This is a genomic window from Stenotrophomonas sp. AS1, from assembly GCF_048957655.1.
GTDB lineage: Bacteria > Pseudomonadota > Gammaproteobacteria > Xanthomonadales > Xanthomonadaceae > Stenotrophomonas > Stenotrophomonas bentonitica_A.
In genome coordinates this window covers 205,735-228,454 of the sequence record NZ_JARVXM010000003.1, presented here as the reverse complement: position 1 = coordinate 228,454, position 22,720 = coordinate 205,735, and the positions used below count along the sequence as shown (strand labels likewise).

The window sequence follows — 22,720 nt, the reverse complement described above, 5'->3', positions numbered from 1 at the left end:
ATGAAACCATAATGAACAGTTCTTCGCGGCGCAACCATTCTGTAAAAATGAGATAATCAGAAGTTATATGTCTCACTTTAGAGTGAGCGTGGTTGGGCTGATTCGCGCCTTTCCCGGTCACGCTGAAGCGCGTAGGCGAGCATCACAGGTCGCTGTAGAATCGCTGGCCCGGGCGTCTGTCCAATTGTTCCCAGCCAGGATCGAACATGAGCATCAAGAGTGACCGCTGGATCCGTCAGATGGCCGAGCAGCACGGCATGATCGAGCCGTTCGAAGCTGGCCAGGTCAAGCAGGCCAACGGCCAGCGCATCGTCAGCTACGGCACCTCCAGCTACGGCTACGACGTCCGTTGCTCGCGCGAGTTCAAGGTGTTCACCAATATCAACTCCACCATCGTGGACCCGAAGCACTTCGATCCGGGCAGCTTCGTGGACATCGTGGGTGATGAGTGCATCATCCCGCCCAACAGCTTCGCGCTGGCGCGCACCGTGGAGTACTTCCGCATCCCGCGCGACACGCTCGTGGTGTGCCTGGGCAAAAGCACCTACGCGCGCTGCGGCATCATCGTCAACGTGACCCCGCTGGAGCCGGAGTGGGAAGGGCATGTGACCCTGGAATTCAGCAATACCACGCCGCTGCCGGCGCGCATCTACGCCAATGAAGGCGTGGCGCAGATGCTGTTCTTCCAGGCCGACAAGGACGATATCTGCGAGACGTCCTACAAGGACCGCGGTGGCAAGTACCAGGGCCAGACCGGCGTGACCCTGCCGCGGACCTGATGATCACGCGGGTGGCGCGGCGCACCTGATCGATCCCCGGGCGTGCTGCCGCGTCCGCGCCTGGTAGAGCCGACCGTTGGTCGGCTGCTTCTGCGGTTACCGTTACCCATCAAGGGGCGACCACAAAAAAAGCGCGGAGTACTCCGCGCTTTTTTTGTGGCTTGGTCCGACGTGCGGCGTGGTGACCAAAAGCAGCGGACCGAAAAGCAGCGGACCGAAAAGCAGCGGGCCCAAAAGCAGCGGGCCGAAAAGCAGCGGACCAACGGTCCGCTCTACTTGCCTCGGCCGAACAGCAGGCCGATGCCAACCGCCACCAGCACGACCGGCCACCAGGTGAGGATCAGCTTTCCCATGTTCATGTTGGTCCAGCCCAGATTGCTGGCCAGCAGGAACAGGCCGACAAGGATCAGGACGATGGCGGCGACAAGGTTGGAACGCATCAGGGGCAGGGTCCGCTAGGGCTGGGGCGAATATCCTAGCCGTTCCTTCCAGAGTGCGACACGCTCGGCCAGCACCTCTGGGTCAAAACGGTGTGCCTGCCCCTGGCCCCAGACCGGGCCCGGCCATGCCGGATCGCCGACATGGCGCCCGATCACATGGAAATGCAGCTGGCGCACGATGTTGCCCAGCGAGCCGATGTTGATCTTCTCGACCCCATCGGTGCCCTTGAGCGCCTTGCACGCCCGGTTCAACTCGGTCCGCAGCTTGTCCTGCTGCTCGCCATCCAGGTCGATCCATTCGGTCACGCCACTCAGGCGTGGGACCAGGATCAGCCAGGGATACCTTTCATCGTTCATCAATCGCACTTGCGATAACGGCCCTTCTGCTACCAGTACGCTGTCGGTGGCCAGGCGTGAATCCAGTTCGAACTCGCTCATCCAAGATGCTCCGCAAAGAAGTCCAGGGTGCGTTCCAGCGCCAGGTGGGCGCTGTCTGGATCATACGCATGTCCGACGCTGCGGTTGAAGGCATGATCGGCCGGGTAGACGAACGTGGCCATCTGCGGCAGCTTCTCGCGGTGGGCCTTGATCGCTTCAGGCGGGATGCTCTTGTCCTGGGCGCCGAAGTGGAACATGACCGGCGCCTTGGGCGCTTCGTCCAGGTACTTCACATTGCGGGCGCCGTAATAGCTGACTGAGGGCAGGCCCAGGCGCAGCGCGGAGAGCAGGGCGATGCTGCCGCCCCAGCAGTAGCCCACCGTGCCGACCTTGCCAGCCGGTGCCAGCCGCGACGCGGCGGCCCGGACGATCTCCAGCGCTTTTTCCACCCCGAGTTCGTCCACCATCTGCAGGCCGGCGGCCACGCCTTCACTGTCGTAAGGCAGTTCCGGCGGTTCGGTCCCGTCCGGGGCCGAGTCGGCCAGGTCGAAGAACGAGGGGGCCAGCACCGCATAGCCCTTGGCGGCATAGTCGTCGGCCACCGCGCGGATGTGCGGGTTGGCGCCGAAAATCTCCTGGATCACCACCAGGCCCCCGCGCGGTTTGCCTGCCGGCGTTGCCTGCCAGGCGCGGACCGGTCCGTAATGCGTATCGAGCGTGATCCACTCACCCATGGTGTGAGACTCCGTTGGTTCAGGCATTCATTATCGGCCCCGCGCGGGTTAGCGTGATGTCAGCGGGCATGCGGTATCTGGCGGGATCGACCCGATCCGGTTCAGGGGCGCGGGCTGAACGCCGGTATACTTGCCGCCGTTTCCGGCCCCAGGTCCCCACGCCATTCCGGCATGGGCCCAGGCCCCCAGAGTCCTTGCGATCCATGTCCCAGCTGAACCCCAAAGTCGGCTTCGTCAGCCTTGGCTGCCCGAAGGCCCTTGTCGATTCCGAGCGCATCCTGACCCAGCTGCGGTCCGAGGGCTACGACATCGTTCCCTCTTATGACTCGGCCGACGTGGTGGTGGTCAACACCTGCGGCTTCATCGATTCGGCCGTGACCGAGTCGCTGGATGCGATCGGCGAGGCGATGAACGCCAACGGCAAGGTGATCGTCACCGGTTGCCTGGGCAAACGCCCGGAGCAGATCCGCGAGGCCTACCCGAACGTGTTGGCGGTGTCCGGTCCGCAGGACTACATGAGCGTGATGGAGGCCGTGCACGCCGCGCTGCCGCCCAAGCACGATCCCTTCGTGGATCTGGTGCCCGATTACGGCATCAAGCTGACCCCGCGCCATTACGCGTACCTGAAGATTTCCGAAGGCTGCAACCACAAGTGCAGCTTCTGCATCATCCCCTCGATGCGCGGCAAGCTGGTCTCGCGCCCGGTGGATGAGGTGCTGCGCGAAGCCGAGCGGCTGGTGCGTGGTGGCGTCAAGGAACTGCTGGTGGTGTCCCAGGACACCTCGGCCTATGGCGTGGACGTGAAGTACGCCGAGCGCATGTGGCGTGACAAGGCCTACCAGACCCGCCTGAAGGCGCTGTGCGAAGGCCTCTCCGAGCTGGATGCGTGGACCCGCATGCATTACGTCTACCCGTACCCGCACGTGGACGAGATCGTGCCGCTGATGGCCGAGAACCGGATCCTGCCGTACCTGGATATCCCGTTCCAGCATGCCAGCCCGCGCATCCTCAAGCTGATGAAGCGCCCGGGCGCGGTCGACAAGACGCTCGAGCGCGTGCAGCGCTGGCGCCAGCTGTGCCCGGACATCACGGTGCGCTCGACCTTCATCGTCGGCTTCCCCGGCGAGACCGATGCCGAGTTCGAGGAGCTGCTGAGCTTCCTGGACGAGGCGCAGCTGGACCGCGTCGGTGCGTTCGCTTACTCGCCGGTCACCGGCGCGACCGCCAACGATCTGCCCGGTGCGGTGCCCGAAGAAGTGAAGCAGGAGCGCCTGGCCCGCTTCATGGAGCGCCAGGCGGAGATTTCCGCCGCGCGCCTGGAAGCCAAGATCGGCACCGTGCAGCAGTGCCTGGTCGATGCCATCGAAGACGGCATCGCGGTGGCCCGTTCCAAGGCCGATGCACCGGAGATCGACGGTCTGGTGCATATCCAGAACGCGGAAGAAGCCAAGCTGCGCGTGGGTCAGTTCGTCGATGTGGAGATCACCGAGAGCGACGACCACGATCTGTTCGGTGACGCGATCCTCGCCGCCGAAGCGCGCAAGCCGTTCGATCTGCACGTGCTGTGATCGTATCGGCGTCGGCTGCCGATACTGGCGGTCGACGCCGCTTCATCGCACCACCGCGCAACGCGGTGGATGCGGCCTGCTTCGCACAGCCGATCTATGCCGGGCTGCGCGAGTTCCAGGATCTGATGGGCGCATCCGACTGGCCCACCATCGCAGCACTCGATGCGCGCCTCGCGTTGCCAGACAAGCATCTGGCCGAGCAGGACGAGGCGTTGCTGGCCGACGGCCTGCACTATGAAACGCGCATCGCCGGGCGCGGCCGGATCGCCACGCGTGCGGACAACTGGCATGACCTGTTCAACGCCCTGATCTGGGCGCGTTACCCTGCCATCAAGCGCGCGCTCAACCAGCAGCAATGCCGGCACATCGCGGCGATGGCGCCGGGGCAACGCAACCGTGCGCAGGCTGCACTGACCCAGTTCGACGAAACAGGCGTGATCGTGCGGGTGCGCGACCCTGCGCTGCTGGGCGCATGGGACCGGCACGACTGGCCGGCGCTGTTCGTGGACGGAGCAGGGCACTGGCGCAACGGTGATATCGCCGTCGCGGCGGTGATCGGGCATGCGCTGCTGGAGCAGGCCCTGCTGCCGGACCGCCTGCTGGTCGGCAAGTGCGTGGTGGTACCGAGTGATGACGATGCCAGTGCGGTCGCGGCGGTGGCGCAGGCCATCGCGGACGGTGAGCGGCTTGGTGATCCGTTGGAGCTGCGTCCGTTGCCGTTGGCGGGGATTCCCGGGTGGCACGCGCGGCAGGCGGCGGCCTTCTATGCGCAGGCCGACTACTTCCGCCCGTTGCGCCCGGGGCGCGTGTATCCCACAGCGCTGGGGTGATTCGGCGGCTGCAGTGATGATGTGCGCGCATTTCACGTAGGGCGTGGCACTACTCCCGGTGGTTTCCAACATCCCCGGTAGATCCACGCCACGCGTCGATGCACTTGCCGTCAGCCGGGATACGCCACCGACAGGATCGCAAACCCATGGCGGCCACTGGGCAGTTCCACTTCGAACTCATCGTCCACGCGCTTCTTCAGCAATGCGCGGGCCAAGGGCGAATCGATGCTGATCCAGCCGGCACCGGCGTCGGTCTCGTCCGGACCAACGATGCGGTACACGTGGATATCGCCCGAGTCGACGTTCTCCAGCTCGACCGTCGCGCCGAAGAACACGGCGTTCGGATCGGTCGGCGCCGTATCGACGATGCGCAGCGCCTCCAGTCGCTTGGTCAGGTAACGCACGCGCCGGTCGATCTCACCCAGCTGCTTCTTGCGGTAGGTGTATTCGGCATTCTCGGAGCGGTCGCCTTCCGCGGCGGCGGCGGCCAGCGCCTTCACCACCTCCGGGCGCTTGTGCCGCCACAGTTCATCCAGTTCGGTCTTCAGCCGCTGGTGGCCCTGTGCGGTGATCAGGGCCGTGCTTTTTTCCGCGGGGGGACGCCAACGCGACATCAGGTCTGCTTGTGCTCGTCAAAAGGTGCCGCGCCATGCGGCGCGACACGGAGTATCAGCGCTTTCCGCCGAAAATACCGCCCAGCAGGCCGCGCACGATCTGGTTGCCCAGCTTGGTGCCGACGGTGCGCGTGGTCTGCTTGGCCATGGTTTCGATCATGCCCTGGCGGCGCTTGGTGCCGAAGATCGCATCCTTGATCGACTGGCCGAAGCCGCCTTCCTGCGCCTCATCCTGCTGGCGGGTGCGGGCCTTGGGCGCATCGGCCTGCTCGACCGCCTGCTGCGCGCGCTGCGCCAGCCGTTCCGCCGCCGATTCGCGATTGATCGCGGTGTCGTAGCGGGTGCCGACCGGGCTGCCGGCGCGCACCTGCGCACGTTCGGCCTCGCTGATCGCACCCATCCGGCAGCGCGGCGGTGCGATCTGGGTCTGCTGCACGGGGGAGGGGATGCCCTTGTCCTGCAGTGTGGAGACCAGCGCCTCGCCGGTACCCAGCTTGGCCAGCGTGGCAGCCACGTCCAGTTTCGGATTGGGCACGAAGGTTTCGGCGGCGACCTTCACCGCCTTCTGGTCGCGCGGGGTGAACGCACGCAGCGCGTGCTGCACGCGGTTGCCGAGCTGGCCAAGAATGTTGGCCGGCACGTCATCGGGGAACTGCGAGCAGAAATACACGCCCACGCCCTTGGAACGGATCAGCCGGACCACCTGCTCGATGCGCTGCGCCAACGCGGGCGGTGCGTCATCGAAGAGCAGATGCGCTTCATCGAAGATGAAGACCAGCTTGGGCTTCTCCAGATCGCCCACTTCCGGCAGTGTTTCGAACAGCTCCGAGAGCAGCCACAGCAGGAAGGTCGAGTACAGCCGCGGTTTCAGTACCAGCTGGTCGGCGGCGAGGATGCCGATCACGCCGCGGCCGTCGTGGTTGACGCGCATGATGTCGGCCAGCTCCAGCGCAGGCTCGCCGAAGAAGGCCTCGCCGCCGTCCTGCGACAGGCGCAGCAGCGAACGCTGGATGGCCGCCACCGTCTGCGCGCTGACCAGCCCGTATTCGGTGGAGATGTCCTTGCGCTCTTCGGCGACCAGGCCGAGCAGGGCGCGCAGGTCATCCAGGTCGAGCAGCAGCAGGCCGCGGTCGTCGGCGAGCTTGAACACGATGTCCAGCACGCCGGCCTGGGTGTCGTTGAGCTCCAGGATGCGGGCCAGCAGGGTCGGGCCCATCTCGCTCACCGTGGTGCGCACCGGGTGGCCGAGCTTGCCGTACAGGTCCCAGAAAATGGTGGGGCTGGCGGCGGGCGCGTAGTCGGCCACGCCCAGGTCCTTCGCGCGCTGCAGCAGCGCATCCGTCCCGGCACCGGCTACGGCGAGGCCGGACACGTCACCCTTCACATCAGCCAGGAACACCGGCACGCCGATCCGCGAGAAGCCTTCGGCCAGCGTCATCAGGGTGACGGTCTTGCCGGTACCGGTCGCGCCGGCCACCAGGCCGTGCCGGTTGCCCAGCCGCGGCAACAGGGTGACGGGGATATCGTCGGTGATGCCTTTGCCGAGCAGAATCGGATCCATGGTCAACTCGCAGTGTGAATAGGCGGGATTCTAAACGTCGGCACTGACCGGCCGGCAGACGGGTTGCCCCGATGCAAGCGGCACGGCTACTCTGCCCCATCGTTCGCACACAGTGCCAAAAATGCCCGTTCCTGTCTTGCTTGTCCGTGGTTGGCCGTTGCTGGCGGTCGCCGCGATGCTGTCGTTCGTCCCCGAGGCCCATGCCCAGCGCGTCTCCGCCCGCGACAAGGCCAAGGTGGAGGCGCTCGATCAGCGCATGACAGCCGCCGAGAAGCGCTACAACGCGGCGCTGGTGCTGGTGAACAATGCCGACCCGAAAGGCACCAACGAGGCCGATGCCGCGCTGGAGGACATGGAGGATGTGATCAGCGCCTGCGTGGCCCAGAAGGGCTGCCAGGTCAGCAACCTGCTGCCGACCTACAAGCGCCTGCTCAAGAGCAACGCCGACAGCCAGCAGGACAGGGAGGACGGCACCGTCATCGCCGACGGCACCCTGCTGGAGGCCGACCCGGACCATGTCGGCCCGCTGGCTGCCGACGTGCCCGAAGCTGCCCGCGCCGCAGCGCTGCTCAATGACAAGCGCCACGCCTTCGACACCATGGTCGAGTACAACCCGGCCGTGCAGGCGGGCATCCGCCGCTGGCTGACCGACATGCGCCCGGCGCTGCTCACCAGCTACGAGAACTACCAGAACCTGCGGGCGGTGATGTGGCCGGAGTGGGAAAAGCGTGGCCTGCCCGAAGCGTTGCTGTTCGGCATCATGGCCAAGGAATCCAACGGGCGGGTGCATGCGTCCTCGCGTGCGGGCGCGGCGGGGTTGATGCAGTTCATGCCGGCCACCGGCCGTCGTTTCGGCCTGGGCCCGGATGGCACCGGCTTCGACACCCGCTTCGATGCGCGCAGCGCGGCCGAGGCCAGCGCCACCTACCTCAACGAGCGCATGCGCGAGCTCAACAACAGCGTCGAGCTGTCGCTGGCCGGTTACAACGGCGGTGAGGGCCGTGCCATCCGGGTGTTCCGCCAGTATCCGGGCCAGAGCTTCTGGACCGACAGCGTCTACAACCAGTTCCCGGGCGAGACCAAGGACTACGTGCCGATGGTGATCGCCGCGGCCTGGATCTATCTGCACCCGCAGCAGTACGGCGTGGAGTTCCCGAAGATCAGCGCACAGCCGGCCACCATCCGCCTGGCCAAGTCGACCACGATCTATGAACTGACCATCTGCCTGGGCAGCACCGGCACCCGCGACGGCTACATGCGCGCGCTGCGCAACCTCAACCCGCGCTATGAGGCCGACGGCTGGATTCCGGCCGGCACCACCATCAACGCGACCACCCGCATCGCCGGGCTGTACAACCGCTTCTGTGTCAGCGGCCCGCGTGCCGATCTGGCCCGCACCCTGATCACCGCCGACCTCAATGCGGCGATCGTTCGCCCCACGGCGGTGAGCTACACCGGCAACGTGGCGGTCGGCAGCGTGGTGCCGGTCGCCCAGGCCCAGGCGATGCCAGCGGTGACCCCGGCCGCCCCGGTGGCGGTCCCGGCCGCCAAGCCCAAGGCCAAGCCGGCGCGCAGCTACAAGGTCGGCAAGGGCGAGACCCTGGGCAAGATCGCCGCCAGGTTCCAGTGCGACGTGCCCACGTTGGCGCGGGCCAACGGCCTCAAGGCCCCGGCCTATTCGCTCAGGCAGGGCCAGAGCATCAAACTGCAGGGCTGCGACAAGTAAGCCATAACCGGGTAGGCTCGCCGGCATCACGCCTGCGGCCGCCCGGCCCAGCACATCCATCGCAGCGTCGGCCACGTGCCGGCGCTCACCGCAACACGCATACAGGACAGCAAGATGGATATCACCGCAATCAACGAGATGTTCGCCAACATCCGTGAAAACACCGATTGGGACCTCAACGGCCCGATGCTGTGGGGCTACTTCTTCGTCAACACCACCCCGGAGCCGCTGCACGGCCTGGGCGAGAAGCTGGTCGAACTGGGGTACACCCTGGTGGAAGTGTTCGAACCGGATCTGGAAGAGGGCGAAGCCCCGTACCACGTGCTGCACGTGGAGCGCGCCGAGGTGCACACCGAAGCCTCGCTGGATGCCCGCAACCACGAGCTGCAGGCCCTGGCCGAAGCGAACGGCGTGGAAGACTACGACGGCATGGACGTCGGCCCGGTCGAGGTCTGATCGAGCGGAACATCGCACACAAAAAAACGCCCCGGTTTCCCAGGGCGTTTTTTTATGGGCGTGAGCCCGGGTAGTGCCGGCCATGTGCCGGCCCTACCGTCACTTCAGGGTGGCCAGCGCCTGCCCCAACTGCACCGCATGCTCGGCGTCCAGATGCGGCGCGAACTCGGCCACGCCTGGCGGCAGCAGCACGATCACGGTCGAGCCGTAATTGAAGCGCGCCATCTCCGCAAAGCGCTCCAGGGTGATGCCCTTGCCGCGGTAATCCTTGCGGGTGATGGTATCGCCGTAGGCCGGGATCTCCTCGCCGCCCCACACCGTCTCCACGCCGGAGACCAGCAATGCGCCGACCATCACCGAGACCATCGGGCCGAAATCGGTATCGAAGTGGCAGACCAGGCGCTCGTTGCGGGCGAACAGCCCGGGCACCTTGTTCACCGCCGCCGGCCCGACACTGAACAACCGACCCGGCACATGCACCGTCTCGCGCAGCGTGCCGGTCCACGGCATGTGCACGCGGTGGTAATCCTTCGGCGAGAGATACACCGTGGCGAACAGGCCGTGGTGGAAGACTTCCGCATCCTTGGCATCGCCCAGCAGTTCGGCGGCGGTGAAGGACTGCCCCTTGGCCTGGAAGATGCGCCCGTCCTCGATCGTGCCCAGCTGGCTGATCCGGCCGTCGGCCGGCATGACCAGCGTGCGCGGATCGGCATCGGCCACGCGCGCGCCCGGCTTCAACGCACGGGTGAAGAACTGATTGAAGGTGCGGTAGCTGCGCGGGTCCGGGTTGGCGGCTTCGGCCAGGTTCACGCCGAACTTGGCGGTCACGGTATCGATCAGCCAGCGCGAGATCCGCGGGTTGCTCGAGTACGCCAGTCTGCGCGCCATGGACGACAGCAGGCGGTGGGGCAGGGCGTAGCTCAGCGTGGTCATCAAACTCATGGGGCGGATTTCTCGGTCAGCAGTTGCAGGTCGCGGGCGATGGCCTGCGCTTGGAAAGGAGGGCGGATCAGGCCGGCCAGGCGGCCTTCCGGGTCCAGCACGGCCAGGCTGGCCGAGTGCTCGAGGGTGTAGTCCTCGGGGTTTTCATCGAAATGCTTGCCGGGCACCTTCTGGAACACGAAGCCCAGCGAGGTGGCGAAGCGCTCCAGCGAGGGCACATCCGCCGTGGCCGCCAGCGTGTCCTTGTGGAAGGCGTGGACGTACTCGCCCAGCCGCGCCGGGGTGTCGCGCTCGGGATCGACCGAAATGAAGACCAGCCGCGGGCGCAGTGTTTCAGGCAGGGCTTCCCACTGCTTCTGGGCCTGGGCCAGATCGGCCAGCGTGGTCGGGCAGACGTCCGGGCAGAAGGTGAAGCCGAGGAACACCAGGGTCCAATGGCCCTTCAGCTCGCCGGGGATCAGGCGGGTGCCGTCGGACTGGCCGAGGTTGAAATCGGGCAGCGGGCGCGGCTGCGGGTAGAACGTGATCGATTCCGTGGCCGGTCGTTCACCGCCCGGCTTGGGCGCGAAGACCTTCTGGGCCACGACCAGGCCCAGCCCGGCGGCCAGGGCGATCAGCAGGATGATGCCGACATTGCGATTGAACATAAGGGCCCCGTCCCGGAAGTGGCCACCATGATAGAGGGATGCGGGCGATGGCGTCCCATGCGGCAGCCGCACCCGTTTCGACTGCAACGGATGCCCCGGCCCGCCCCAGCGCCTATAATCGAGGGCCACTTTGTCTGTTGCCCCGCCATGACTGCCGAAACGGCCGCCGAACTCCACACGATCATCGACCTGATCCGCTACGGCACCAGCCGTTTCAACGCCGCCGGGCTGACCTTCGGGCACAGCTACGACAACGCCCTGGACGAAGCCACCCAGCTGGTCCTGCACAGCCTGCACCTGCCGCATGACCTTGGCCCGGCCTATGGCCAGGCGCGCCTGCTGCAGGACGAAAAGGTCCGCGTGCTGGAGCTGTTCCAGCGCCGTATCGACGAGCGCATCCCGGCCGCCTACCTGACCGGTGAGGCCTGGTTCGCCGGCCTGAGCTTCAAGAGCGACGCGCGCGCCCTGGTGCCGCGCTCGCCGATCGCCGAACTGATCGAGTGCGGCTTCGAGCCGTGGCTGGCCGGCCGCGATGTCCATCGCGCCCTCGACCTGTGCACCGGCTCGGGCTGCATCGCCATCGCCATGGGCCACTACTACCCGAACTGGGAAGTGGACGGTGTGGACCTCAGCGACGAGGCCCTGTCGCTGGCCGAAGAGAACAAGGAACGGCTGCAGACGCCGAACGTCACCCTGCTCAAGTCCGACCTGTTCAACGGCCTGACCGGCCGTCATTACGACCTGATCGTCACCAATCCCCCGTACGTCACCAACGACGAGACCGATGCCCTGCCGCAGGAATACTCCTACGAGCCGGAAATGGGCCTGCGTGCCGGCGACGATGGCCTGGACCTGGTGCTGAAGATCCTGCGCGATGCCCCGCTGCACCTGAGCGAGGATGGCCTGCTGATCTGTGAAGTGGGCGAGTCCGAGCAGCACCTGTACAAGCTGCTGCCGGAAGTGGATTTCCGCTGGGTCGAGTTCAAGGTCGGCCAGATGGGCATCTTCGCCGTCGAGTGCCGCGAACTGATCGCGCACAGTGCCCGCATCACCGAACTGGCAGCGCAGCGGCCGTGAGTTCCAACAGCTTCGGCAAACTGCTGACCGTCACCACCTTCGGCGAATCGCACGGTCCGGCGATCGGCTGCGTGGTGGACGGCTGTCCGCCGGGGCTGGAGATCAGCGCCGACGAATTTGCCCACGACCTGCAGCGGCGGGCCACCGGCAAGAGCCGGCACACCTCCGCGCGGCGCGAAGCCGATGAGATCGAGATCCTGTCCGGGGTGTACGAAGGCCGTACCACCGGCACCCCGATCGGCCTGCTGATCCGCAACACCGACCAGCGCAGCAAGGATTACACCAACATCGCCCAGCAGTTCCGTCCGGGCCATGCCGACTACAGCTACTGGCAGAAGTACGGCATCCGCGATCCGCGCGGTGGCGGTCGTTCGTCCGCGCGCGAAACCACCATGCGCGTCGCTGCCGGCGTCATCGCCAAGAAGTGGCTGCTGCAGCGCCATGGCGTCACGGTGCGTGGCTATCTCTCGCAGCTGGGCGAGATCACCCCGACCGGCTTCGACTGGTCGGTGGTGGAAGACAACCCGTTCTTCTGGCCGGTCGCCGATCAGGTGCCGGCGCTGGAAAGCTACATGGATGCGCTGCGCAAGTCCGGTGATTCGGTCGGCGCGCGCGTCAACGTGGTGGCTGACGGCGTGCCGCCGGGCTGGGGCGAGCCGATCTACGGCAAGCTCGATGGCGATCTGGCGGCCGCGCTGATGAGCATCAACGCGGTCAAGGGCGTGGAGATCGGCGACGGCTTTGCCAGCGCCGCGCAGAAGGGCACCGAGCACCGTGACCTGCTCACCCCGCAGGGCTTTGCCAGCAACCATGCCGGCGGCATCCTCGGTGGCATTTCCACCGGCCAGCAGGTCACCGCCTCGATCGTGCTCAAGCCGACCTCCAGCCTGCGCCTGCCCGGTGCCACGGTGGACGCCAGCGGTGCCTCGGTCGAGGTGATCACCACCGGTCGCCACGACCCCTGCGTCGGCATCCGCGCCACGCCGATCGCCGAGGCGATGATGGCACTGGTGCTGATGGACCAGGCGCTGCGGCATCGCGCCCAGTGCGGCGATGTCGGCGAGATCACCCCGCGCATCCCGGGCACGATCGATGGCTGACCCGCGCCCCAAGGTCTGGGTCAGCCAGCCCCTGTTCGACGATGTCGTCGCGCAGCTCGGGCAGCATTTCGACCTGACCATGACCGGCGACGTCACCCGCTATACGCCGCAGGGGCTGGCCGAGCAGTTGGCTGGCGTCGATGGCGCGCTGATCACCCTCAACGAACGCATCGGCGCGGCCGAGATCGCCAACGCGCCGCGACTGCGCGCGATCGCCAACGTCGGTGTGGGCTACAACAACCTGGATATCGACGCGCTCAGCGCCGCCGGCATCCTGGCCAGCAACACCCCGGACGTGCTGACCGAGACCACGGCCGACCTCGGGTTCGCGCTGCTGATGGCCACCGCGCGCCGCATCACCGAATCCGAGCGCTGGTTGCGCGATGGCCAATGGGGCCAGTGGTCGTTCCAGACCATGCTCGGTGCGGATATCCACGGCAGCACGCTGGGCATCCTCGGCATGGGCCGCATCGGCCAGGGCATCGCCCGCCGCGGCGCGCACGGCTTCGGCATGCGCGTGCTGTACCACAACCGCTCGCGGCTGCCCGAGGCCACCGAGGCCGAGGTCGGTGCGCAGTACGTGGACCTGGACACCCTGCTGGCGCAGGTGGATCACCTTGTCCTGGTGCTGCCGTACAACGCCTCCTCGCATCACATCATCGATGCCGCCGCGCTGGCGAAGATGAAGCCGACCGCCACCCTGGTCAACATCGCCCGTGGCGGCATCGTGGATGAGCTGGCGCTCGCCGATGCCCTGGCCAAGGGTCGCCTGGCCGCGGCCGGGCTGGATGTGTTCGAAGGCGAGCCGACGGTGCGCCCGGAGCTGCTCGCCCTGCACAACAGCGTGCTGACCCCGCATATCGGCAGTGCCAGCCAGGCCACGCGCCGGGCGATGGTGCAGCTGGCCGTGGACAACCTGACCGCCGCACTGGGGCAGGGGCCGAACGCGGGCAACCCGCCGAGCGCGATCAACGCCGACGCTGTCGCTGCCGTGAAAACCGGCGGCGCGACCGTGGGCGGCAAAAAAATCGACGACGCAAAACGATAGGGAACCGCGCTGGCCAACAGGCGAGGTTCCCGAACCGGAAGGTGCCGACCGTCGGTCGGTACACATCCCCAAGGCACGGCAGGTACCGATCGTTGGTCGGCACGCACATTCAACATTCCGGCAGGTACCGACCGTTGGTCGGTACACATCCCCCCAAACAAGGCAGGTACCGACCGTTGGTCGGTACGCCCAACACGAGGTTCCCCCATGAGCAATCCAGATCGTCGTTTCCACGTCGCCGTCGTCGGTGCCACCGGTGCTGTCGGCGAAACCATGCTGGCCATCCTGGCCGAGCGCAACTTCCCGATCGCCACGCTGAGCCTGCTCGCGTCCTCGCGTTCGGCAGGTGGCGAGATCGAGTACCAGGGCGAGAAGATCAAGGTCCAGGACCTGAGCACCTTCGATCCGAACGGCGTTGACATCGCGCTGTTCTCCGCCGGTGGCAGCGTCTCCAAGGAATTTGGCCCGAAGTTCGCCGCCGCCGGTGCGGTGGTGATCGACAACTCCTCGGCCTTCCGTTACGACGATGACGTGCCGCTGGTCGTCTCCGAAGTGAACCCGGAGGCGCTGAAGCACCGCCCGCGCGGCATCATCGCCAACCCGAACTGCTCGACCATGCAGATGCTGGTCGCACTTGCCCCGCTGCACCGCCAGTACGGCATCGAGCGCATCAACGTGGCGACCTACCAGTCCGTCTCCGGCGGTGGTCGCTCGGCGCTGGAAGAGCTCGGCAAGCAGACCGGCCAGCTGCTCAGCTTCCAGGACATCGACCCGCAGCGCTTCCCGGTGCAGATCGCGTTCAACCTGATCCCGCATATCGATGACTTCCAGGACAACGGTTTCACCAAGGAAGAGATGAAGCTGGTCTGGGAAACGCGCAAGATCCTCGGCGATGACAGCATCCTGGTGAACCCGACCGCCGTGCGCGTGCCCGTGTTCTACGGTCACTCCGAAGCGGTCACCATCGAAACCCGCGACAAGGTCACCCCGGATGCCGCGCGCGAACTGCTGGCGCGTTCGCCGGGCGTGGAAGTGGTCGACAAGCACGAGGCCGGTGGCTATCCGACCCCGGTCACCCATGCCTCGGGCACCGATGCCGTCTACGTCGGGCGCATCCGCGAGGATCTGTCGCACCCGCGTGGCCTGAACCTGTGGATCGTCTCGGACAACATCCGCAAGGGCGCGGCCCTCAATGCCGTGCAGCTGGCCGAGCTGGTCGCCGCCGAAGGCTGATCGCGCGGTGGTCGGCGGCATGGGGATGCCGCCGACAGCCCGCATTGAAACATCGCCGATCACGGGGGGAGCCGCTATATTGGCCGCCATGAAGAACCGGGCTCCGGGCGCAGTGCGTCCGCTCAAGTATGTATCGACGCTGCTGCTGGCCCTGGCCAGCAGTTCGGCCATGGCCCTGGGCCTGGGCGATATCCGGGTGCTGTCCAAGCCGGGCCAGCCGCTGCTGGCCGAAATTCCCGTCATTTCCGCCGATCCTTCGGAACTGGAAAACCTCCGCGTCGCGCTGGCCTCGTCGGCCACGTTCGCCCGGGTGGGCCTGGAGCCGCCGTCCGGGCTGGTCAGTGAGCTGCAGTTCGAGCTGACCCGCAATGCGCAGGGCCGCGCCGTGGTGCGCGTGAGCAGCCAGGCACCGGTCGCCACGCCCTCGTTGAATTTCCTGATCGAAGCCGACTGGGGGCAGGGCCGCCTGGTCCGTGAGTATTCCGCCCTGGTGGACGCGCCCAACAGCGCCGCCACCGTGGCCGAGCCGGAGATCGTCGCCCCTGCCGGCGCGATGTCCAACGCCATCATCCGTGAGCCCGCACCAGAGGCCGCACCTGTTGCCGCCACGCCGTCGCGTGGTGCGCAACCGGCCACCACGCCGCGCCCGGCCGCGCCACGTGCGGCACCCAGTGCGCCGGTCGCCGCTGATGGCAGCGTTACGGTGCAGCGCGGGCAGACCCTCTCGCAGATCGCCGGCTCGCTGGCCCGCGAGCAGGGCATCAACCGCGACCAGGCGATGATCGCGCTGCTGCGGGCCAATCCCGATGCCTTCATCCGTGGCAACGTGAACCTGCTCAAACAGGGCGCGGTGCTGCGCACGCCGGGCGCCGACGGGGTGGCGCAGATCGATGCAAAGCAGGCTGCGGCGATCGTGCGCGAGCACACCGCGCAGTGGCGGCAGTCGCGTGCGGCGATCCCGCAACCGGCCGACAGTGGCGTCGCCGCAGCGCCGGCACCCGCCACCGCGGCCCCGGCCGCCACCCAGGGCGCTCGCCTTGAAATCGCGCCGGCCGTTGCCGCCGCAGGCACCACCGCAGGTACAACCACCGGCACCGCTGCCGGCACCGAGGGCGACATGCTGGCTAACGAACAACTGCGACAGGCCAAGGAAGACGTTGCCACGCGCGATGCCGAGATCCAGGAACTGCGTGAGCGCGTGGCCGAGCTGGAAAAGCTCAAGGCGCAGCAGGCCTCGCTGATCGAGATGAGGGACACCGACCTGGCCGCCGCGCAACAGCGTCTGGAGCAGGCGCCCGGTACGCGCGACAGCGCCGGCGGTGGCTGGTACTGGCTGGGCCTGGTCGTGCTGCTGCTGGTGGTCGGGGGATGGGCGCTGCTGCGCCGCCGCAAGCCGTCGCCGCTGCCGCCACTGGCGCGTGATGGGCTCGACGGCGCCTCGCTGGCCGCGGCCGTGCCGGCGGCCGACCAGGGGGACGAACTGGCCGCACAGCGCGATGACGCGCACCGCTTGCCCGACGAGCAAGCCGTTGCCGACGCCGACGTCTATGCCGGGCTGCGCCGTGAGCCGGTCTTCTCGCCCACGCCTTCCATGCACGACGCCGAGCCGCAGGTTCCTCTCGATGATCCTCGCTGGAGCGCCCCCGCGACGGACGAAGCGCCGGTGTTGCCGGAGGTCGAGCCCACCGCTGCATCCGCCTACGGCATCGAGGCCGACGCGCAGCATGTGACCGTGGACGATGCGCTGTTCCGTGACCCGGCACCGCTGATCGAGCCGCCGGCGCACGCGTTGGAAGCCCAAGCGCACCCCTCGTTCCGCGGCGTCTTCGAATTCCCGGACGAATCCGTGGCCGGCGAAGCGCACGGTTCAGAGGCGAGCGATGATCACGCTGGCTTCGACGCTGCGCCGGTCATCGCCAGTGCGGACGACACGGCCCGCGCGGATGACATTGCCGATGCTGCTGCTCCGCCAGCCGACGAGGCCCCCATCGCCCCGGTCGGCAGCCCTGGCCGCGACCGCCTGGAACTGGCCATTGCCTATCTGGACCTCGGTGACGCCGAGACCGCGCGCACGCTGCTGCACGAAGTGGCCGTCGGTGCCGACCCGCACAGCCAGGCCGAGGCGCGCGAACTGTTGGCGCGGCTGGGATGAGCCACGTCCGCCCGATGGCAATCCGCGCACGCCCGCTGGAGCACGTCGCGTTCGCTTCCAGCGAACCGGCCGTGTGGTCCGAGCGCGACGCTGCCTGATGCACCACCCGGCGCTTGCGCCGGTCCCCCAAAACACAGAGGTTCACCATGCGCTACGCACTGGGCGTGGAATACGACGGCAGCGAATTCAAAGGCTGGCAGCAGCTCGGTGAGAGCGGCTGCCCGAGCGTGCAGGCCAGCCTGCAGGAAGCGCTGTCCTCGGTGGCCAATGCGCCGATCCAGGTCGTGTGTGCCGGGCGTACCGATGCCGGCGTCCATGGCGAATGCCAGGTCGTGCATTTCGATACCGACGTCGTGCGCGATCCGCGCAGCTGGATGCTGGGCACCACCACCCGCCTGCCGCGTTCGATCGCCGTGCGCTGGTGCGTTCCGGTGGCCGATGAGTTCCATGCGCGCTTCGCCGCGCGCGCGCGCCGCTACCGCTATCGCCTGCTCAATCGCCAGGTCCGCCCGGCGCTCTATCGGCAGACCTTGAGCTGGGAGCGCCGGCCGCTGGATGCCGGGCTGATGCATGCGGCAGGGCAGGCCCTGCTGGGCGAGAACGACTTCAGTGCCTTCCGCAGCGTGCAGTGCGAGGCCCTGCACGCGCGCCGGAACATGCAGTCGCTCTCGGTGACCCGCCAGGGCGAGGTGGTGGAGGTCGCCGTTCAGGCCAATGCATTCCTTCATCACATGGTGCGCAATATCGTCGGTTCACTGATTCTGGTCGGTTGTGGTGAGCAACCGGTCTCGTGGATGGAGCAGTTGCTGGCCGGGCGCGACCGTACCGTCGCCGGCCCGACCGCTCCGCCGCAGGGATTGGTCTTCGTTGGTCCCCTGTACCCCGACAACTGGCAGCTGCCTGCCGAGGTCACCTTATGAGCCGCTCCTTCTACCGCACCCGTATCAAGTTCTGCGGCATGACCCGTGCCGGTGATGTGCGCCTGGCCGGCGAGCTCGGCGTGGACGCGGTCGGCTTCATCTTCGCCCGCGAGAGCAAGCGCCGGGTCGCCCCGGCCGAAGCGCGCGCGATGCGCCAGGCGATCGCGCCGATGGTGGATGTGGTGGCCTTGTTCCGCGACAACAGCAAGGAAGAGGTGCGCGAGGTACTGCGTACCGTCCGGCCGACCCTGCTGCAGTTCCACGGGGACGAAGACGAGTCGTTCTGCCGCAGCTTCAACATGCCCTACCTGAAGGCCGTGGCGATGGGCGGCAAGGATGAGGTCAACGCCCGTCAGCTGCAGCTGCGATACCCCAGCGCGGCCGGGTTCCTGTTCGACAGCCACGCTCCCGGCGGCGGCGGCGGAACCGGCGTGGCCTTCGACTGGACCCGCCTGCCGACCGGTCTGCACCGGCCGTTCCTGCTGGCGGGGGGAATCACCCCGGACAACGTCTTCGATGCGATCGTGGCGACCCTGCCATGGGGCGTGGATGTCTCCAGCGGCATCGAGTCCGAGCCGGGCATCAAGGACGGGTACAAGATGCGCAAGTTCGTGGAAGAAGTGCGCCGCGCCGATTGCCACGAAGCGGATTGATCCGCAGGCCCCACGCGTAGGCCACGACCGTTGGTCGTGGCGGCGTCATTCCGCCCGCTGCGCGGTAGTGCCGGCCGCTGGCCGGCAACCTGATAAATCTGCCGCCGTCCGGCTGGCCACGACCGTTGGTCGTGGCGCGCTCATCCCGCCAGCTGCGCCGTGAGCCAGTCCGCCAGCGCATCCACCCGGGGGTCCGCCGCGCCCTCCGGGGTCGCCAGAACCCAGAACCCGCCGGTCGCGCCGAATCCCCACGGTGCCAGCAACCGACCTGCGGCCAGGTCATCGGCGACCAGCGGCTCCGGCGCGATCGCCACGCCAAGGCCCGCGACCGCCGCTTCCAGCAGGTAGTACAGATGCTCGAAGCCGCTGCCCAGCTGCAGCTGCGCCGGGTCCAGCCCATGCGACAGCGCCCATGCCGGCCATGCCTGCGGGCGCGAGGTGGTATGCAGCAGGGGCTCGGCCAGCAACGCTGCCGGCGGCTGATGGCGCAACCGTGCCGCCGCTGGGTGGTGGGGGCTGATCACCACGCCCACGCGCTCGGGGGCCAGTTCCCGCACCTGCCACCCGCGCGGCCACGGTGGCTGGGCCAACAGCAGGACCGCATCCAGACCCTGCTGTTCGCTGGTGAAGCTGCCGTCCTGGGCAGACCAGTGCAACGGCAGCTGGGGCAGGGCGCTCTGCAGCGCCTGCAGGCGCGGAATCATCCAGCGCGCCAGGATGCTGCCACTGCAGCCGAGCACCAGCGCTTCGGGCCGCTGTTGGCGCTTGAGCGCCACGACCGCCTCGCGGATCTGTTCGAAGGCGCCTTCGCAGGCGGCCTGCAGGTCCTTGCCGGCGCGGGTCAGGCGCAGCCCACGGCCTTCCCGCTGGAACAATGCAACGCCCAGGTACTCTTCGAGCAGACGCAACTGGCGGCTGATCGCGCCATGGGTGACATGCAAGGCGTCGGCCGCCCGGCCGACCCCGCCCAGGCGGGCGGCCGCCTCGAAGCTGCGCAGCGCATTGAGCGGGGGCAACGGTCCGTCGGTCATGTGAGTTTTCCTGACAGGTCGCGACAGATATTATCGATATTCCTGTCATGACAGGTGCGTTAAATTGGCAGCCTGTCTCCACCGGCTGTCGCGCTATGTCCGCTTCCCCCACTTCCCCCATCGTCGATTTCCACGCCTACCCCGATGCCAACGGCCATTTCGGCCGCTATGGCGGAAGTTTCGTCGCCGAGACCTTGATCGGGCCGCTGCAGGAGCTGGCCGCCGCCTATGACCAGGCACGTCGCGATCCGGCCTTCATCGCCGCCTATGACAAGGACCTGACCCACTACGTGGGCCGTCCCAGCCCGATCTACCATGCCGAGCGCCTGAGCCAGCAGGTCGGCGGTGCGCAGATCCTGCTCAAGCGCGAGGACCTCAACCACACCGGCGCGCACAAGATCAACAACACCATCGGCCAGGCGCTGCTCGCCGCGCGGATGGGCAAGAAGCGCATCATCGCCGAAACCGGTGCAGGCCAGCATGGCGTGGCCAGTGCCACCGTAGCCGCACGCCTGGGCCTGGAATGCGTGGTCTACATGGGCGCCACCGACATCGAGCGGCAGAAGATCAACGTCTACCGCATGAAGCTGCTCGGCGCGACAGTGGTGCCGGTCACTTCCGGCTCGGCCACCCTCAAGGACGCGCTCAACGAGGCGATGCGCGACTGGGTCACCAACGTGCGCGACACCTTCTACATCATCGGCACCGTGGCCGGCCCGGATCCGTATCCCCGCATGGTGCGCGATTTCAACGCGATCGTCGGCCGCGAAGCCCGCGCGCAGATGCTCACCGATTACGGTCGCCTGCCCGATGCGATCACCGCCTGCGTCGGCGGTGGCAGCAATGCGATCGGCCTGTTCCACGCGTTCCTCAACGATCGCGACGTGCGCATCGTCGGCGCCGAAGCGGCCGGCGATGGCATCGAGACCGGCCGTCACGCCGCCTCCATCGCGGCCGGCCGCCCGGGCGTGCTGCATGGCAACCGCACCTATGTGATCTGCGATGACGACGGCCAGATCACCGAGACCCATTCGGTCTCGGCCGGGCTGGACTACCCGGGCGTCGGCCCGGAGCACGCCTTCCTGGCCGATGCCGGGCGCGCCGAGTACGTGGGCATCACCGATGACGAAGCGCTGGCCGCGTTCCACCAGCTGGCGCACAGCGAAGGCATCCTGGCAGCGCTGGAATCCAGCCATGCGGTGGCGCAGGCGATCAAGATCGCCCGCGAGCTGCCGCGCGACAAGCTGGTGCTGTGCAATCTGTCCGGCCGCGGCGACAAGGATGTACACACCATCGCTGCGCGCGAGGGTCTGGTGCTGTGAATCCGCTGCTGCGCCAGGGAAGTGCGCTGCTGATGGTGGTCGGCCTGACCGGATGCACGCCGCCGGATCCGCCGGTGCTGCCGGCGCCTGCCGCAGCGGTCGGTGCGGTCGCACCGGCGCGGCAACTGGCCAGCAATGACGATGACATCGCCAATCGCCCGATCGAGGACGAGCCGGCGCCGCCTGCCGCGGCGGAGGCCACCGTGGCTGACGAGGCCGCCCCTTCGGTGGTCTCGGTCGCGCTGGATCATGCAGGCGATGTGCTGATCGGGCAGCGCTTCACCGAGCTCGCCGCCGATGGCCCCTGGCATTCGGCCGGGCTGAGCGAGGGCGAGCCGAGCGGTGCGTGCGAGTACTACGAGCGGGGCAACCTGCCCGAGGGCGTGTCGATGATGGTCGAGGACGATCACGTGCAGCGCTTTGAACTGGCCCCGATCGAGGACTCCTACGAGGCCATCACCCAGCCGGGGCCGTTCGGGCTGCGCCTGGGCATGACGCTGGAGGAAGCGCTCAAGCGCTTGCCGCCGGGCAGTACGCGCGCACCGCATGCCTATGACCCGGAAACGGGCGAATACCTGACCTGGCAGGACCCCGGCTCGGATCTGGCGATCCGGCTGGAGATCTTCGACGGGGTGATATCGAAGTTGTACTGGGGCGCCAGTGGCGCCGTTGAACTGATTGAAGGATGTGCCTGAGATGTCCGTGGACCGTATCGATGCCTGTTTTGCCCGCCTGCGCGCTGAAGGTCGCAAGGCGCTGATTCCCTTCATCACCGCTGGTGACCCTGGCCTGGACGCCACCGTGCCGGTGATGCACGCCCTGGCGGCTGCCGGTGCGGACGTCATCGAACTGGGGGTGCCGTTCTCCGACCCGATGGCCGACGGCCCCACCATCCAGCGCAGCTCCGAGCGCGCGCTGGGCCGCGGGGCAGGGCTGCGCTACGTGCTGGAAACGGTCGCAGCCTTCCGGCGGGACGATGCCACCACCCCGGTGGTGCTGATGGGCTATCTCAACCCGATCGAGATCCATGGCACGGCCCGCTTCGCGCAGTCGGCGATCGCCGCGGGCGTGGACGGCATCCTGCTGGTCGACCTGCCGCCGGAAGAAGCCGCCGAAACCCGTGAGATCTTCACCGCGGCCGGTCTGGCGCTGATCCTGCTGGCCTCGCCGACCACGGCCGACGCTCGTCTGGATACCTTGTCCGCGATGGCCGAAGGCTACCTCTACTACGTCAGCTTTGCCGGTGTGACCGGCGCATCCGAACGCCTGGACAGCAGCGCCGCCAGTGCCCGCCTGCGCGACCTGCGCAGCCGCTCCAGCGTGCCGGTGGTGGCCGGCTTCGGGATCAAGGATGCGGCCAGTGCGGCGGCCATGGCCGTGGAGGCCGATGGCGTGGTGGTGGGCAGTGCACTGGTGGCCGCATTGGGCGAGGCGCCCGATGCCACGGGCGCAGCACGGACCGCGCAGGCATTCCTCACGCCGCTGCGACGCGCTCTCGACGCCGCCTGA

General features: G+C 67.5%; 23 protein-coding genes. 15 read left to right on the top strand and 8 right to left on the bottom strand.

Annotated features, from left to right (window positions below; translation table 11 throughout):
* Positions 1-206: 206 nt before the first annotated feature.
* Positions 207-779 (top strand): dCTP deaminase, encoded by a 573-nt coding sequence (gene dcd / locus PV764_RS05325; RefSeq protein ID WP_019182646.1) that lies wholly within the window; start codon positions 207-209, stop codon positions 777-779.
* A gap of 272 nt (positions 780-1,051) precedes the next feature.
* On the opposite strand, the gene PV764_RS05320 is transcribed toward dcd, so the two are convergent.
* From PV764_RS05320 to PV764_RS05310, 3 genes are read right to left on the bottom strand one after another with little or no spacing between them, the layout of a single operon-like run.
* Positions 1,052-1,219, bottom strand: a complete 168-nt coding sequence (locus PV764_RS05320; protein ID WP_019182647.1) for a LiaI-LiaF-like domain-containing protein — start codon at positions 1,217-1,219, stop codon at positions 1,052-1,054.
* Between the two features lie 15 nt (positions 1,220-1,234).
* Positions 1,235-1,657: an HIT domain-containing protein gene (locus PV764_RS05315; protein ID WP_019182648.1), complete on the bottom strand. Its 423-nt coding sequence runs from the start codon at positions 1,655-1,657 to the stop codon at positions 1,235-1,237.
* A complete protein-coding gene (locus tag PV764_RS05310) occupies positions 1,654-2,331 on the bottom strand; it encodes a dienelactone hydrolase family protein (RefSeq protein WP_102788068.1) in 678 nt (225 codons plus the stop codon). Before PV764_RS05310 ends, PV764_RS05315 begins: the two co-directional genes overlap by 4 nt.
* Before the next feature lie 203 nt (positions 2,332-2,534).
* Between PV764_RS05310 and rimO the strand changes: the two genes are divergently transcribed.
* The gene (rimO, locus tag PV764_RS05305) at positions 2,535-3,899 is read left to right on the top strand and encodes a 30S ribosomal protein S12 methylthiotransferase RimO (RefSeq protein ID WP_261997113.1); all 1,365 of its coding nucleotides are present in this window, start codon (positions 2,535-2,537) and stop codon (positions 3,897-3,899) included.
* Positions 3,896-4,729, top strand: coding sequence for a DUF3025 domain-containing protein (locus PV764_RS05300; RefSeq protein WP_421116263.1), 834 nt, complete (start codon positions 3,896-3,898; stop codon positions 4,727-4,729). Before rimO ends, PV764_RS05300 begins: the two co-directional genes overlap by 4 nt.
* Positions 4,730-4,839: 110 nt before the next feature.
* Here the strand turns inward: PV764_RS05300 and greB are convergent, their stop codons facing one another.
* Together greB and PV764_RS05290 are read right to left on the bottom strand one after the other, a co-directional pair.
* The gene (gene greB, locus PV764_RS05295) at positions 4,840-5,343 is read right to left on the bottom strand and encodes a transcription elongation factor GreB (protein ID WP_019182651.1); all 504 of its coding nucleotides are present in this window, start codon (positions 5,341-5,343) and stop codon (positions 4,840-4,842) included.
* Between the two features lie 55 nt (positions 5,344-5,398).
* Entirely contained in the window at positions 5,399-6,904 is a 1,506-nt protein-coding gene (locus PV764_RS05290) for a helicase HerA-like domain-containing protein (protein WP_019182652.1), read from the bottom strand.
* Positions 6,905-7,025: 121 nt separating this feature from the next.
* Here PV764_RS05290 and PV764_RS05285 point away from each other — a divergent pair, with 121 nt between their 5' ends.
* Both PV764_RS05285 and PV764_RS05280 read left to right on the top strand, forming a co-directional pair.
* Entirely contained in the window at positions 7,026-8,630 is a 1,605-nt protein-coding gene (locus PV764_RS05285; RefSeq protein WP_046273248.1) for a transglycosylase SLT domain-containing protein, read from the top strand.
* A 114-nt stretch (positions 8,631-8,744) separates the two neighbouring features.
* Complete coding sequence (locus PV764_RS05280; RefSeq protein ID WP_046273247.1) at positions 8,745-9,086, top strand: ribonuclease E inhibitor RraB; 342 nt, start codon at positions 8,745-8,747, stop codon at positions 9,084-9,086.
* A 99-nt stretch (positions 9,087-9,185) separates the two neighbouring features.
* On the opposite strand, the gene asd is transcribed toward PV764_RS05280, so the two are convergent.
* Both asd and PV764_RS05270 read right to left on the bottom strand, forming a co-directional pair.
* The gene (asd, locus tag PV764_RS05275) at positions 9,186-10,028 is read right to left on the bottom strand and encodes an archaetidylserine decarboxylase (RefSeq protein WP_046273246.1); all 843 of its coding nucleotides are present in this window, start codon (positions 10,026-10,028) and stop codon (positions 9,186-9,188) included.
* Positions 10,025-10,675: an SCO family protein gene (locus PV764_RS05270; RefSeq protein ID WP_019182656.1), complete on the bottom strand. Its 651-nt coding sequence runs from the start codon at positions 10,673-10,675 to the stop codon at positions 10,025-10,027. The genes asd and PV764_RS05270 overlap by 4 nt, the downstream gene beginning before the upstream one ends.
* A gap of 147 nt (positions 10,676-10,822) precedes the next feature.
* On the opposite strand from PV764_RS05270, the gene prmB reads away from it, so the two are divergent.
* The 7 genes from prmB to PV764_RS05235 all read left to right on the top strand — a co-directional run bounded on the left by prmB (position 10,823) and on the right by PV764_RS05235 (position 18,858).
* Positions 10,823-11,752, top strand: coding sequence for a 50S ribosomal protein L3 N(5)-glutamine methyltransferase (gene prmB, locus PV764_RS05265; protein ID WP_019182657.1), 930 nt, complete (start codon positions 10,823-10,825; stop codon positions 11,750-11,752).
* On the top strand, positions 11,749-12,852 hold the full coding sequence (gene aroC / locus PV764_RS05260; RefSeq protein ID WP_019182658.1) for a chorismate synthase: 1,104 nt from the start codon (positions 11,749-11,751) through the stop codon (positions 12,850-12,852). Before prmB ends, aroC begins: the two co-directional genes overlap by 4 nt.
* Positions 12,845-13,900: a 2-hydroxyacid dehydrogenase gene (locus PV764_RS05255; RefSeq protein WP_421116262.1), complete on the top strand. Its 1,056-nt coding sequence runs from the start codon at positions 12,845-12,847 to the stop codon at positions 13,898-13,900. Before aroC ends, PV764_RS05255 begins: the two co-directional genes overlap by 8 nt.
* Positions 13,901-14,107: 207 nt before the next feature.
* Positions 14,108-15,133, top strand: a complete 1,026-nt coding sequence (locus PV764_RS05250; RefSeq protein ID WP_019182660.1) for an aspartate-semialdehyde dehydrogenase — start codon at positions 14,108-14,110, stop codon at positions 15,131-15,133.
* A gap of 88 nt (positions 15,134-15,221) precedes the next feature.
* The gene (locus tag PV764_RS05245; RefSeq protein ID WP_046273316.1) at positions 15,222-17,285 is read left to right on the top strand and encodes a FimV/HubP family polar landmark protein; all 2,064 of its coding nucleotides are present in this window, start codon (positions 15,222-15,224) and stop codon (positions 17,283-17,285) included.
* Positions 17,286-17,431: 146 nt separating this feature from the next.
* Positions 17,432-18,205 (top strand): tRNA pseudouridine(38-40) synthase TruA, encoded by a 774-nt coding sequence (gene truA / locus PV764_RS05240; RefSeq protein WP_046273243.1) that lies wholly within the window; start codon positions 17,432-17,434, stop codon positions 18,203-18,205.
* On the top strand, positions 18,202-18,858 hold the full coding sequence (locus tag PV764_RS05235) for a phosphoribosylanthranilate isomerase (protein ID WP_019182664.1): 657 nt from the start codon (positions 18,202-18,204) through the stop codon (positions 18,856-18,858). The genes truA and PV764_RS05235 overlap by 4 nt, the downstream gene beginning before the upstream one ends.
* Before the next feature lie 140 nt (positions 18,859-18,998).
* On the opposite strand, the gene PV764_RS05230 is transcribed toward PV764_RS05235, so the two are convergent.
* The gene (locus PV764_RS05230; RefSeq protein WP_019182665.1) at positions 18,999-19,889 is read right to left on the bottom strand and encodes a LysR family transcriptional regulator; all 891 of its coding nucleotides are present in this window, start codon (positions 19,887-19,889) and stop codon (positions 18,999-19,001) included.
* Positions 19,890-19,984: 95 nt separating this feature from the next.
* On the opposite strand from PV764_RS05230, the gene trpB reads away from it, so the two are divergent.
* The 3 genes from trpB to trpA are packed head-to-tail and all read left to right on the top strand — an operon-like array spanning position 19,985 to position 22,720.
* Positions 19,985-21,211, top strand: coding sequence for a tryptophan synthase subunit beta (trpB, locus tag PV764_RS05225; protein WP_019182666.1), 1,227 nt, complete (start codon positions 19,985-19,987; stop codon positions 21,209-21,211).
* Positions 21,208-21,906: a hypothetical protein gene (locus tag PV764_RS05220; RefSeq protein WP_046273241.1), complete on the top strand. Its 699-nt coding sequence runs from the start codon at positions 21,208-21,210 to the stop codon at positions 21,904-21,906. Before trpB ends, PV764_RS05220 begins: the two co-directional genes overlap by 4 nt.
* A gap of 1 nt (position 21,907) precedes the next feature.
* Positions 21,908-22,720 (top strand): tryptophan synthase subunit alpha, encoded by an 813-nt coding sequence (gene trpA, locus PV764_RS05215; RefSeq protein WP_019182668.1) that lies wholly within the window; start codon positions 21,908-21,910, stop codon positions 22,718-22,720.